Below are 13938 nucleotides of genomic sequence, written 5' to 3'. Positions count from 1 at the left end.
CGTCGCGCTTGGGTTCTGAATCCTGGTTCAACCGATTCGCACACGAGCTCGATGACGGGAACGTAAGCTCCAGCTCCGTGACCGAGCCCCGCGCCTGGCTGCTCATGGCAGCCGCTCCCCACGACCGCATGTACGGCGGCAACCACGGCTACGCCGATGAAATCTCCCGCTTCTACTCCTGGAACAGCCGCGTCCCCAATCACGCCGAGATCAGCGTCGGCGACCGCGTCGTCATCTGGGACAAACGGTTGCTCATCGGCCACTCAGTCATCGAGAAGATCGAAAACGCCGACGGCACCGTCGAACGCCGCCTCTGCGCCGTCTGCCAGCGGCCCAACATCGTCTATCGTAAGACCAAGTCACCCGACTGGCGCTGTCAGAAGTGCCTGAGCGACTTCGACAGGCCCATCACCGAGACCGTCGACGTCACCCACTACACCGCACACTTCGCCCAGGGCTGGGTCGATCTCGACAGCGTGCTCTCCGGCCCCGAGCTCCGAAGGTTTGCCCTCTCGCCCAAGTCACAGCATGCGATGCGCGAGATGGACTGGGCCAGGTACCTCGCAGCCCTCGCCACCGGCAGGCACGGCGTGGCGTAGAAGATCGCTTTCGCACCCTGACACCCCGATCCGGAAAGTCACCCATTTGGTCGATGCCCCAAAGAACGCCAGCGCCCCGGCCGCGGCTCGCGATACGTTCTCGGTCATGTCTCTCCAACCGGGCTACGAGACCGGGCCTTCACGAACACCGTTGTCGGCAGAACTCTGGAACATCTCAACACGCAGATGCACAAGCGCCGTGACGTCGCGCTCGCGGAGGTCGTCGCTAATGCATGGGAAGCCGACGCCACAGAGGTTCGCATGCTGAATCACGGAATGTATCGCCAGAAGGCCCCGGGATCCGAGGTCCTCGGCCCGAGGTGACGATGTTCGACTTCTTGTCCGATTCTCCGTCCGACTCGCAGACGTGATGGCCTGACGTGACTGACCGGCGCAGATCTCTCCCCCTAGAAGCGCGCAAGAAGCTCACCGCCACGCTGCGATCACGCCCGATGCTGTCCGTGGATGATCTCGGCGATCCTCGAACAATGCCCCTCATCAGACATGCTTGGGAGTCGCGCCTCGACGCACTTCGGACTCTACTGAATGATCTTGACGAGGCCGTCGATCCCAAGAACTACACGAGTGACACTTGGTCCGATCTAAGCCGCTCCCTCGATGTCCTCAACACGAGGCGGCACAAGGTGCTCGCCATGCTGATCGCACTCGCACCATTCGACGCGCGATTCATTCCCCAGCGGGCTCCCGATGTAACACAGGCCGAATCCCTGGCGTCGCCAAGCGCGGGGTCAGGACCTTGGGACTGGATCCTGGGAGCATGCGACAAAGCCATCGACGAGGTGCTAGATGCGATCGAGGACGGTCGATTGCCACGTTCATCGGAGATCTCGCTGGGAGCGCTCGCGCCCGGGGCCCCAACTACCGCTCTCTCGACCCAAAGCGAGGTACTCGCGGCCAGCTTCGGTATGGCGTCCGTGCCCCTGAACACCGAAGGAGACTTCAGTGCCGCACGAGTGTTCGAGAACTACAAGTACGCGAACCAACGACTACTGCCTTATCTCCTCGCTCACATGGACTCTCTCTACCTGGAACCGGTTGATGATGTCTTGGTTATGGTCTCTGTGTGCGGATGGATCCAGTCTTCGCCCGACGCAGTACTCGCGAGGCAGACATTGTGGGAGATGCGCAAGAGGCTGGAAGCCGCATTCGCATCGCCTGCCCGGCCCGCGGAGTCTGGTCAAGGACATCCTCATGAGCTGTTCGATAGCGAGAGGCCTGTACTTGACGATGTCCTGACACACCTCGCTCGGAGATACTCGGCACTACGTCAGGGGCGCAGAAGAATTCACGCGCTTATCGGGGAGTACCAGTCCAGCGACGACGCCGAGACCGCCGCTCATGCTTTGGCTGACTGCTATCGACGCCTCGTCGAGGGGCCCGTACGGGAATACGCCTGGGCCATGCGGTGCCTGAGAACCGGGACATGGAGCACCCCGCCGACTGTCGGTGTTCTTCCGGAGGCCCTGGCTCCGGACGCGTGGCTTGCCGAGGCCGTCGGTCCGAACCTTCTTCCAGATGTCCGGAACAGCCATGCGCACGAGTCCCTTGAGTGGGACGGACACCGCGGGGTGTACGTCGTTGACAGCACCTCCGTTGAACTGAGGAGGGTCGACATTGCCACGGCGAACGCCCTCTCATTTGCACTCGGATGCGAGGCAGCGCTCACACACTGGCATGCGCGGTCGGCACAGTCCTGCGCCTTGTCCCCGTCCGTCGACGAGCCAGGGCGCATGCCCGCACCGACGCGTGCTGAGGCAATCTTCGGAACGAACGGCCTACAACTCGTGACCTTCAAGCACAACACCAAAGATGCCGAGGTCCAGGTTGCACGGCTTCAAGTCGAAGACATCAATCCGGCGCTACAGGCGCTCATGCACGCTCGCAGGTTGCTTCCGACAATTGAAACCTTCCGGATCGTTGTCAGCGGCGCCGAAGGGGAGCCCCCAATCGCTGTCTCCGCAGCAGCATTGGACGAGACCTTTCCGGTATGGGTCAGAGCTCGTGAAGCGTTCGAGGCAATGCCGTTGTCGGCCTTCCTACCCGCGAATCTGGACAGTCGGCTACGCCATGAACCCGCCGATGAGGCCGCTCGTTCAGTGTCCTGGATCGCACTTGACGATGCGCTCAGCTCAATAGACGAACTGCCTGCGCGGTGGGGTGACGAGGAACTTTGGCACGTAAGGACGCGCCTGGATGTCGCCACTGAAGCGCTCTCAGCATGTCAACCGAACGTGCCACCGACTCAATCGATCGCCATGGCGATGAAGATACTCCGGTCGCTTCGAAGTGTCGCTGGGGATCTAGCAGCAGGCACGGCCGCCTCGGACGTGGACAAATTGCGGCCGACGATCGATCTACGAGTTGCCTGGAGAGCATGGGGACCAGCCGCCAGGATGCCACTTGTTGCCGAGCGACGGGACGACCCGGATCGTGGATACGCGCAACTACCATCGCGGCGCGCCGCCCCATTACAGGGCCAACGCTGGACAACTCTCTGAGCCCAACGTCCAACCGACATTCAGTCTCGACCGCTGCGTGGAATCTGAACCAGCACTCCGCCCAGACCAGACCATGGACCTCGCCGCTACAGCGGCGTCACGACGCAAAGATGGGAGTGCCTGCACTGGCCGTTCCATCGAATGCCTCAACGAGGGTGCGGCCGATGGCGGCCCCGAGCGGAATCGGCACGGCGTTGCCGATCTGGCGGGCGATCTCTTCACGTGTGCCGACCCACCGGTAGTCATCGGGGAAACCCTGAATTAGCGCGGCCTCGTAGTGAGTGATGACGCGATCCTGATCGGGGTGGATATATCTGCCCTTCTCTGGCTTGAAGAACTCCGTACGAATCGTGACCGACGGCTTCTCCCAAGTCAGCCTTCCCATAACGTCGCCAGCCCCCTTGCTGTGCTTGAGCCAACAGGGTGCCTTAAGCTCGTCCGGCAGGTCGGAGCGACTGCCACCGTTATGGGAGATTGCCTTGAACCGGTCCAAGGACAGCTGTGTGTAATTGCGTCCGAAGTGGAGCTCTCGGGTTGAGAAGATGCCCGGTATCTCGTTGCCCCAGTACTCAACTGTGCCATCGGGGATCCCGAGGCGGTCGACGGCGCGGGGTACGCCCAGCAGCGCTTCGGCCAGTGAGCGGTGAGCTCCCTGGTGAGTCTTCCGCGGCAGACCTGGGGAGGGTAGGTCCTTGTGGTGGCCGATGACGATGACTCGCTTGCGAGCCTGGAACGCTCCGTAGTCGGCTGCATTGAGAACGTCAACGTCGATGTCGTAATCCTTGAGGCTGCCGCCGTTGAGCGCCTCCTGGAACACCTCCCACTGCGCCGACTTCAGGAACGCCGGGACGTTCTCCAAAACGAAGTACTTGGGCGTGGCTCGCTCGACCGTCTCGGCGTAGAGCTTCCACAGCTCATTTCGTTCGGCGCCTACACCAGCACGGTTGAGCGTGGAGAAACCTTGGCACGGTGGTCCTCCGACGACCAGATCGACCTGTGGAACTGAGCTGTCCTCGGCTAACCAGTCTTGGATCGTGCCTACGTAGGCCGGTCCACCCTTGACATTGCCGTCGTCGCAACCGCCACCGTGATTGAGTGTGTACGTGGCAGCAGCAGCCGATTCCATCTCGACCGCCCGGACGGGGTCGAACCGTGCGCCTGGAGCCGTGTTCAGCCCCTCTGACAGCCCGCCGGCGCCCGCGAACAAGTCCAAGGTCGTCATCCTCACACTGCTGTCCTGGGGGGCGTCCGGCATCGCCGCGGATTCGAACGTATGCACGGGAGTCGACACGATACGAAAGACTAGCCGGCCATGAAAGGTGAAACCACATCCACGCCGGCGCGTACCGAAATCGTGACCGATGCTACTACCGCTCAACGGATGTCGCGGCAGCGGACTCGCGACACGGAGCCCGAGCTCCTTCTGCGCCGAGACCTGCACCAACGCGGGTTGCGCTATCGCGTAGATGCTCCGCTCCCGGGGATGCCACGGCGTCGCGCCGACCTACTCTTCACCCGAGCGAAGGTCGCCGTAATGGTAGATGGGTGTTTCTGGCACAGCTGCCCAGTACACGGGACAATGCCCTCCAATAACGGCGAGTGGTGGGCGGCCAAGCTTGCCCGCAACATCGAGAGGGACCGCGAGACCGACGTGCACCTCGCCTCACTCGGTTGGGTGGTCGTGCGGGTCTGGGAGCACGAAGACATGATCTCCGCGGGCGAGCGGATCGCGCACGTCGTCCGGCTGGCCACGACCGATGTCGCGCCAGCGGGTCGAGACAACTGACGCCCGTGCGATCGCGGGGCCTACGCCGATGGCTCCCTAATTTGCGGTATGACGCGCGCAGACATGCAAGCGTGGGCCAGCTTCCAGCGGGCATCATCTCGGCAGGTACACCGACGGTCCACGCCAATATCACGCCCGTTGTGTTCAGAGCGGACGTGCGCCCGTTGCATCGATCTCGGTCGACGACGGCCGACCGTCTTACTTCAACAGCGGGCGAGTGTCGGTGACGACAACTAGGATCGTGCCATACAAGCCACTGGAGAGTTTTCACGAATGACGATCACCCCTGACACCCCGGTCCGCAAGAAGCTGATCGAGGTGTCAATCCCGCTGGAGGACATCAACGCAGAGTCCGCCCGGGAGAAGTCCATCCGGCATGGCCACCCGTCGACGCTGCACCTGTGGTGGGCACGCCGCCCTCTCGCAGCAGCTCGCGCCGTGCTCTTCGCACAGCTCGTCGACGACCCGTCCTCGAACCCGGACCTGACCGAGGAAGAGCAGAAATTCGAGCGAGAGCGGCTGCACGGGATCATCCGGCGGCTGGTCAAATGGGAGAACGTCAACAACGAGACCCTCCTGCGCGAGGCGCACGAGGAGATCCTCAAGTCCACCGGCGGCAACCCGCCCGCGATCCTCGACCCGTTCGCTGGCGGCGGCACCATCCCGCTTGAGGCGCAGCGGCTCGGCCTAGAAGCACACGCCTCGGACCTCAACCCCGTCGCCGTGCTCATCAACAAGGCGCTCATCGAGATCCCGCCCAAGTTCGCGGGTTCGCCGCCGGTGTTCCCGGGAGCGGCCGAGACGAAGCTCGGCGAGTGGCCGCGCGCCACGGGACTCGCGGAGGACGTACGCCGCTACGGCGCGTGGATGCGCGACCAGGCCAAGGAGCGCATCGGTGACCTCTACCCCGACGCCACCGTCGTCGATGAGAAGACCAAGAAGCCGACCAAGGCGACGACGATCGCCTGGATCTGGGCCCGCACCGTCACCTGCCCCAACCCTGCCTGCGGCATCGAGATGCCCCTCGTACGCTCCTGGTGGCTCGGCAAGAAAAAGGGCAAGGAGGCGTACGTCGTTCCCACCGTCGTTGATGACCCCGACTCTCCCAGCGGCCGACGCGTCAACTTCACCATCGGGCACGATCCCAAGAAAGCTCCAACCAAAGACACCGATGGGACCGTGGCCGCCGCCAAAGGGGCCACATGCGTCGCGTGCGGCTCATTCAGCCCGCTCGCGGAGATCCGACGAAGCGCGCTCGGCGACGGCTATGGCACTCGCCTGCTCGCCACGGTCGCAGAAGGACACCGGCGCCGGGTCTACCTCCCAGCAACGGATGACCACGTTGCGGCAGCTGAGGTCTCGGCCCCTAGCAACGTGCCCGGCGGCAAACTGGCGGACAACCCGCGCTGGTTTTCACCGCCGCAGTACGGCCTGACGAAATTCTCGGATCTGTTCACAAACCGACAGTTGGTGGCGCTAACGACGTTCAGCGACCTCGTGGGTGAGGCGCGGGAGAAGGTGCTGACGGATGCCGTCGACGCGGGCCTCCCGTTGGGCGCTCGTCTCGCCGACGGCGGCACCGGCGCCGAGGCGTACGCCGACGCCGTAGCGACCTACCTCGGCATGCTCGTCAGCCAGACAACTGGCATGTTCTCGACGATCGCAACGTGGTCCAGCCATCCGAAAAATGAGCTTGTCGTTAGCGTTTTCCGGCGCCAAGCCATCCCGATGACTTGGGACTTCGCGGAGTTGAATCCCTTCGCCGAAGTCGGCGGCAGCATCACGACGATCCTCCAATCTTTCACCAACCCCCTGGAGAAGCTTCCAGCCCAAGGCACAGGAAACGTTGCACAGGCCGACGCCGCTGCACGGTCCTACTCGAACCTGGTCGTGAGCACCGACCCGCCCTACTACGACAACATCGGATACTCAGATCTCTCTGACTACTTCTACGTCTGGTTGCGCCGATCGTTGCGTGCCATCCACACGGACCTGTTCGCCTCGATGCTCGTGCCGAAGTCCGAAGAACTCGTGGCGAATCCGCGCCGTCACGGAAGTCGAGACGGCGCCGAGAAGTTCTTCGAGAGCGGATTTGAACTTGTCTTCGCTCGAGCGCGAGAAAGTGCGTCGGAAGACTTCCCGATCACCGTCTTCTACGCCTTCAAGCAATCGGAACTCGAGACAGAAGGCGTCACGAGCACGGGTTGGGCGACGATCCTCGAGGGCATGGTTCGCGAAGGCTGGGCGATCACGGCGACCTGGCCGGTTCGAACAGAGTTTTCGGGACGCCAAATCGCAAACGGCACGAACGCTCTCGCATCGTCGATCGTCCTGGTGCTCCGACCCCGCCACGAAACCGCAGGACAGACCACGCGGCGCGGGTTCCTCGCGGCGCTACGTCGAGAACTCCCCCGCGCGCTCGAAAACCTTCGACAGGGCGCCATCGCTCCGGTGGATCTCACTCAGGCGACGATCGGTCCCGGGATGGCGGTGTACTCCAATTACGCACGGGTCGTGGAGAACGACGGCAGCGACATGAGCGTCAAGGCAGCACTCAGGCTGATCAACCAGGCACTCGATGAGGTGCTTGCTGAGGGCGAGGGCGATCTGGATGCTGACACGCGGTTCTGCCTGAAATGGTATGAGCAGTACGGCTGGGGCAAGGGGCCGTTCGGTGACGCGGATCTGCTTGCACGTTCGTACAACACGTCCGTCCTCGGTGTAGCGAACTCGGGGGTGCTGACCCAGGGCGAGGGCGTAGTGCAGCTCGTCGCTCCGGCGCGCCTTTCGCCGCGGTGGGATCCGGAGAAGGACGACCGGATCTCGGTCTGGGAGGTGATGTGCCACCTCGGGCGGGTGTTGTCGGCGGAGGACGGTGGTCTGGAGCCAGCGGCGAAATTGATGGCGGCCGCGGCCACGCGGCCGGAGATCGACATCGAGGCGGTGCAGCGGTTGGCGTACCGGCTCTATGAGATGACGAAGACGTCGCGTACGGATGATGCGCGGCTGTTCAACCTGGTGGGTGGGGCGTGGGCTGACTTGACCGAGGCTGCCGATCGGCTGCCGGTCCGGACCGATGTGCAGGGCGCGTTCGACTTCGAGGATGAGGACTGATGGCGAAGAGCAACATCGAAGTGGTGCGGTCGGCGCTTGAGTCGCTATCGGCCGTGCTCGATCCATACATCGAGCAGGTCAGCGCGAAGCACGTTCCCGCGGGCAAGGACTGGACCGTGCTGCTCGCGTTCAAGGACACTGAGAAGGGCATCCAAGGCAAGTCGTACTCACGTACGGATCCGCAGGACCAGTTCCGGATCATCACCGAGCCGATCCCGAAATTCGGATACCTCTTCAACGACCACCTCTCGCGGGGCGAGCAAGGATTCGTGGGCGAGTTACGTGCTGTGCGCAACGACGTAGCGCACTTCAAGCCGTTCTCACCCGATGACGCGGTGCGTGCCCTGGACACGATCGAACGGGTGATGCGTGCAATCGGAGCGGTGCGCGAGGCCGACACGGTAAAGACAGCTCGCCAGGACATCCTGCGTGGGAGCTTCGAACGGGAGACCCGCAAGGCGGTGCGCGAGGCGGTGGCCCTGCCGGGTACGCCGGACGCGGAGCTGCCAGCGTGGCGCGAGGTGCTCAAGCCGCACCCTGATGTGGCCTCGGGGAAGTACAACAACGCGGAGTTCGCGGCCGATCTCTACTCGGTCGCGGTGCAGCAGAACGCGGCCAAGGAGTACCAGGACCCGGTCGAGTTCTTCCGGCGCACGTATCTCACCGATGGGCTCAAAGAACTGCTGCAGCGGTCTGTAGACCGAGTGTCGGGGTCGGGATCGGCCAACCCGGTGATCAACCTGCAGACCACCTTCGGTGGCGGTAAGACCCACTCGATGCTTGCCGTGTGGCACCTGTTCTCCGGGCGGCCGCTGCACGAGTTCCCACAGGCCGTTCAGGACCTGTTGGCCGGCGAGAATGCCGACGCCGTGGCCAAGCCGGTGCGCAAAGCCGCCCTGGTCGGCAACGAGATCCCGCCTGGGACACCGTCGAAGAAGCTGGACGGCACTGTCGTGCACACGTTGTGGGGCGAGTTGGCGTGGCAGCTCGGTGGCGCGGACGCCTACGCGATCGTCGCCGAGGCCGACCGCACTGGCACCAATCCCGGCAATCTACTACGGGAAGTGTTCTCGAAGTTCGGGCCAGCCGTGGTGTTGATCGACGAGTGGGTCGCCTACGCGCGTCAACTCCCGGACGGTTTCGACGAGGACGATCCGCACGCTCGTCGGGTGGCAGCAGGACTGTTCGAGACTCAGTTCACCTTTGCCCAGGCGCTGACGCTGGCGGCCGAGAACGTGCCCGGCACGCTGATGCTGGTATCCGTGCCGGCCAGCGAGGGCAAGAAGGACAAGGCTGGCGACGAGACCACTCCTGAGACGACCGGGGCCAGTGACCTGGAGGTTGGCGGGCAGCGCGGCCGTGACGCCCTCGATCGCCTGGACAATGTGATCCGCCGAGTGGCGTATCAGTGGACGCCGGCGACGCGGGACGAGTCCTACGAGATCGTCCGACGTCGTCTCTTCGTGGAGCCGGACGCGAAGGCGCTGGCGACCATCGCCACCGCGGCGCGGCGGTTCAGCGACTACTACCGGCACCACCCCAAAGAGTTCCCCACCGGGGTCGGGAAGTCCGAATACGAGTCACGGATCAAGACGGCGTACCCGATCCACCCTGAACTGCTGGACCGGCTCTACTCGGACTGGTCGACGCTGGAGAAGTTCCAGCGCACCCGCGGGGTGCTTCGGTTCATGAGCCACGTAATTCACCAGCTATATCAGCGCGAGGATCCCTCCCCGCTGATCATGGCGGGGTCGGTGCCCTTGGACGCACAGCCGGTCCGCTCCGAGGTCGTGCAGTATGCGGGCAACGCGTGGGACGCGATCATCCAGTCGGAGATCGACGGTGAGAACGCCGTAGCGAGGATCGTGGACGAGGAGCGGCCGGTCTTGAAGGATCGCTCACTCGCGCTGCGTACGGCTCGTGCCATTTTCGTGGAGGCCACACCAACGTTGAGCGCGGCACTCAAGGGCAAGGACCGCAAGCGAATCACACTCGGGGTCGCGATGCCCGGCGACGTGCTCGGCAACATCGGGTCGGCCCTCGACGGGCTGCAGGAGAAGTCCTCGCACTATTACAGCGAGGACGGACGGTACTGGTATGACACCCAGCCGTCGCTGAATCGGCTCGCCGCCGAGCGGGCCGCGCAACTGTCGACCGACGCGGTCCACGGTGAGGTGTCGACTCGGCTAAAGCGGGTGTTCAAGGGATCGACCGAGGTGATCGCGGAGGTCGTGCATCCTGAGTCGTCCTCCGACGTTCCCGAGGCGGAGTATCTGCGGCTAGTGGTCGTACCTCCGGCGTACACGCATAACGGCAAGGACAAGGAATCGAGCGCGTCTCGGTGGGTACACAATCTGCTCAAGCATCGCGGCACTGCACCCCGATCGAACGTGAACACCATTGTTGCCGTCGCGGCGGATGAGAAGCAGTGGGTTCCACTGGAGTCGGCAGTGCGCTCCTATCTGGCGTGGAACTCGATCTACAACGAGACCGCGCATCTGGACCTGACCCAGTCCGCTGCGGCGCAGGCCCAGTCGATGCTGGAGACCACGAACCGTACGGTCGACGACCGGCTCGCACACACCTGGACCTGGGGACTGCACGCGGTGCAGGAAGACGCACAGGCGCCGTTCGTCGTCGGGCAAGTGCGAGCGGACGGCCAGGAGAAGAACCTGACGAAGCGGATCGGCACCAAGCTGGCCAATGCTGACGCCGCGCACTCCTACCTCGCCAACCGGGTGGTCCGGTTGGACATCGAAGAGTTCCTCCGCGCCCGGTGGACGCGGGGATTCATCAGCTTCACCGAGCTGTGGATCTACTACTGCCGTTACCCATACCTGCACCGACTCCGCGACAGGTCTGTGCTCGTCCGGGCGCTGGAGGAGTCGCTGCTCGACACAGGGTTCATGGACACCGGCTTCGCGCTGGCGACGGCGTTCGACTCGGCGACCGGGGACTTCGACGGATTGGCGGTGCCGCTTGAGGACACCGAGTTCGGTCCGTTCGACGAGAAAACCCTCGTCGTGCGTCCGGACCTCGCGGTCGCGCAGCGGCAGCGCGAGGAGGGGAAGAAAGATGAGTCCGTCTCGCCCGCAGAGGCCATCGGCACACCGGCGTCCGGTCCAGCGGTTACACCGGTGTCGACTCCGACCTCCACTCCGGCGCCACGCGAGGTCGTGTCGAATGCGATCTACTCGCTACGGCATGTCGTTGACCCGGATGGCGATATGCCAACCGATCTGCAGACAGTTGCTCAGGAGATCCTGGACCTGCTGCGCAATGCCGGTCCCGAGGTTCTCGACATCACGCTGACGGTGGATGCGCAAAAGGCCGACGGGTTCGACGCGAACACCGTGCGCGCGGTTAAGCAGAATGCCGGTGATCTCGGAGTAGCGCATAGCAACTTCAAGGACTTGTAGTGGCCTCCACGTCCACGCCACGGCCGATCGGGTCTCGGGTCGTTCCTCCTGACCCGTCGATCACCTCGGCCATCGGTCGCCACCACACGCTGACCACAGCCGTAGCAGACCTCGTGGACAACAGCATCGACGCCGGGGCCACCAATGTCCTGGTCCGCTTCCTCATGAAGGAAGCACGACCGGTCGGGCTTCAGGTGGTCGACAACGCCTCGGGGATGGACTCCGCGGCGATCGACGACGCAATGGTCTATGCCAAGAAGCGAAAGTACCAAGGGCGCGACCTCGGGCACTTCGGAATCGGTCTCAAAGCCGCCTCGCTGAGCCAGGCCAACACGTTGATCGTGTGGTCCAAACGCTACGGAACACCGGCGGTGGGGCGACGGTTGCGTCGCGAGACCATCGACACCGGTCCTGTTGTCGAAGAGTTCTCGAGCACCGATGCCGCCGATCGGATCGCCGGCGCCAAGGTCGACTTCGCGATGGAGACAGGCACCATCGTCGAGTGGCAGGACGTACAGACATTCCTGACTTCCTCCAGCGAAGATGAGCAGCGAGCGTGGACCCAGCGGACCACGCAGGACCTGGTGAACCATCTCGGGCTGGTCCTGCACCGGATCCTCGAGCGCGGCGACCTAACACTGATGATCGAATCCTTCGACGTGTGGCTCGACTTCGCTGGCCCACCGCGCCCCGTCCGGGCCACCGATCCTTTCGCCTATCGCGGCATCGGTCGGCCGAGCTATCCCAAGGAGTTGCCCGTCGCCGTCGGGAACGCGACTGGGACCGCGTGCCTGCACATCTGGCCGCACACCGACAAGGGTCCCGGATTCGTACTCGGTGGCCGCTCCCCCGGCGAATCGCAGGGGCTCTATATCTATCGGAATGACCGTCTCCTCCAGACCGGTGGCTGGAACGGCCTGGCCGCACCGAGCGCAGATCTGATATTCGCTCGGGTGGCGTTCGATCTGAGTGTCGAGATGGAGCACCACGTAACGATCAACCCGGAGAAGGTCGGCACGACGTTCGACGACGAGCTTCGTGGCGCGCTTTTGCGCGCACGTGGGGCCGATGGCACAACCTTAGGCTCGTTTCGGGAGGATGCGAAGCAGGCCGCCCGCGTCGCGCGCCAACGCACGGCGACCCCTATCGAGGCGCCACGGCCCGGTCATGGGATCCCGTTGTTAGTGAAGGATGCGTTCGCGGAGAACACCGAGCCCAACGACGCGCTCGCTGTCGACGTCAAATGGGCCGTCCTGCCCGACGATGTCGTCTACCGGGTCGACGTCGACAAGCACAAACTCCTCCTCAACGCCCGATACCGCGAGCCTATAGTCGGGCGTCGCAGCCTCGCCCTCGATGACGCCCCGCTTGTCAAGAGTCTGCTGCTGCTCCTGCTCGAGGATCACTTCGTCGGAACCGGCAGCGGCGCCCGAAAGAGGCGCGAAGACGCGGCGTGGCAGGCCATTCTCTTGGCCGCGATACGGGAACAATCCTCGTGAGGAGAGTGAAGTTCGAGCATGAGTGATCCGTCAGCACAGCTGACCCCAAACACCCTAGAGACCTACTTCCGCAGCGGAACGGTCACCGTTCACCCCGTCAACCGATCCCCGGATGTGTTGTTCAGGATCGACGGCCCTGGTCAGAAGATCTCGATCCTCACCCCACGAAACGGCATGGTGCTCGACACCTCGACCCTTCGGCGTGTGGGCACGGGAACCGAGATCCGTGGCGGCGTCGAGTACGCCTCCCTGACTTTCGATGCCCGCGGCATGTACGCAGAGGCGTACGGCCTCGTTCTTTCGATTCTCCAGGCGATGAAGGGCGGGGCGACCTTCGCCGCCGCGTCCTCGGCCGCGATGACGAACATGACGTCCCTGCTCGCCGCCAAGCCGCGCATCTCGGAGGAGAAGCAGATCGGGTTGGTCGGTGAACTTCTGCTGTTCCGCGCCTTGCTCGATAGCTACGACGAGTACACCGTCATCGATTGGTGGTTGGGGCCGTTGGCCGAGGAACGCGACTACGCCTTCCCCGCCTTCGACGCCGAGGTCAAGACAACTCTCAGCGAGAACCGCACCCATGTCATCCACGGTGCCGGCCAACTCGAACCGAACCCCGGTCGATCCCTCTGGCTCGTGTCGATCCAAATCACGCGCGCTGGCGGCGACCCCAATGGAGTCACACTTCCCGCGCTGATCCAAGCCATTCGAGATCGCCTCACCTCGGCGCGAGACCGGTTCCTGGCGCACATGGCCTCGGAGGGCTGGGAAGACGACGACGCGGCGATGTACCCGACCGCGTACACCCTCCGCACGGACCCGTCGGCGTACCTCGTCGACGGCGACTTCCCTGCGGTAACCCCCGGCCGGCTCCATGAAGTCGTCCCACACAGCGATCTTGTGAGTGATGTGAACTACCGGGTGGACGTTTCCTCGCGAACGCCCGGCGACCCCGGAGTTCCGCTCATTGAGTTCATCAACCCCACATCTGCTCAGGAGGCCTGA

General features: G+C 63.8%; 8 protein-coding genes. 7 read left to right on the top strand and 1 reads right to left on the bottom strand.

The genetic code is table 11. The annotated features are described in order from the left end of the window. Window positions 1-77 precede the first annotated feature (77 nt). Both ABZZ22_RS01610 and ABZZ22_RS01605 read left to right on the top strand, forming a co-directional pair. Window positions 78-599, top strand: coding sequence for a hypothetical protein (locus ABZZ22_RS01610; protein WP_354926139.1), 522 nt, complete (start codon window positions 78-80; stop codon window positions 597-599). 488 nt (window positions 600-1087) lie between these two features. Beyond that, the gene (locus ABZZ22_RS01605; RefSeq protein WP_354926137.1) at window positions 1088-3118 is read left to right on the top strand and encodes a hypothetical protein; all 2031 of its coding nucleotides are present in this window, start codon (window positions 1088-1090) and stop codon (window positions 3116-3118) included. Window positions 3119-3215: 97 nt separating this feature from the next. On the opposite strand, the gene ABZZ22_RS01600 is transcribed toward ABZZ22_RS01605, so the two are convergent. Beyond that, window positions 3216-4409 carry a DNA cytosine methyltransferase gene (locus ABZZ22_RS01600; protein WP_354926135.1) on the bottom strand — a complete coding sequence of 398 codons (1194 nt, stop codon included), beginning with the start codon at window positions 4407-4409 and terminating at the stop codon, window positions 3216-3218. Between the two features lie 21 nt (window positions 4410-4430). Here ABZZ22_RS01600 and ABZZ22_RS01595 point away from each other — a divergent pair, with 21 nt between their 5' ends. The 5 genes from ABZZ22_RS01595 (at window position 4431) to ABZZ22_RS01575 (ending at window position 13938) form a co-directional block, all read left to right on the top strand. Next, window positions 4431-4904, top strand: a complete 474-nt coding sequence (locus ABZZ22_RS01595) for a very short patch repair endonuclease (protein WP_354926133.1) — start codon at window positions 4431-4433, stop codon at window positions 4902-4904. Window positions 4905-5177: 273 nt separating this feature from the next. Next, window positions 5178-8018 carry a DUF1156 domain-containing protein gene (locus ABZZ22_RS01590; protein ID WP_354926131.1) on the top strand — a complete coding sequence of 947 codons (2841 nt, stop codon included), beginning with the start codon at window positions 5178-5180 and terminating at the stop codon, window positions 8016-8018. Next, the gene (locus ABZZ22_RS01585; protein ID WP_354926129.1) at window positions 8018-11437 is read left to right on the top strand and encodes a Swt1 family HEPN domain-containing protein; all 3420 of its coding nucleotides are present in this window, start codon (window positions 8018-8020) and stop codon (window positions 11435-11437) included. The genes ABZZ22_RS01590 and ABZZ22_RS01585 overlap by 1 nt, the downstream gene beginning before the upstream one ends. Beyond that, complete coding sequence (locus ABZZ22_RS01580; protein ID WP_354926127.1) at window positions 11437-12936, top strand: ATP-binding protein; 1500 nt, start codon at window positions 11437-11439, stop codon at window positions 12934-12936. Before ABZZ22_RS01585 ends, ABZZ22_RS01580 begins: the two co-directional genes overlap by 1 nt. An 18-nt stretch (window positions 12937-12954) precedes the next feature. Further along, window positions 12955-13938: a PD-(D/E)XK motif protein gene (locus ABZZ22_RS01575; RefSeq protein ID WP_354926125.1), complete on the top strand. Its 984-nt coding sequence runs from the start codon at window positions 12955-12957 to the stop codon at window positions 13936-13938.

Source organism: Nocardioides sp. NPDC006273, from assembly GCF_040613495.1.
In the GTDB taxonomy this organism is placed as follows: domain Bacteria; phylum Actinomycetota; class Actinomycetes; order Propionibacteriales; family Nocardioidaceae; genus Nocardioides.
The sequence above is the reverse complement of the archived record's forward strand: the minus strand, read 5'-3'. Positions and strand labels throughout refer to the sequence as shown.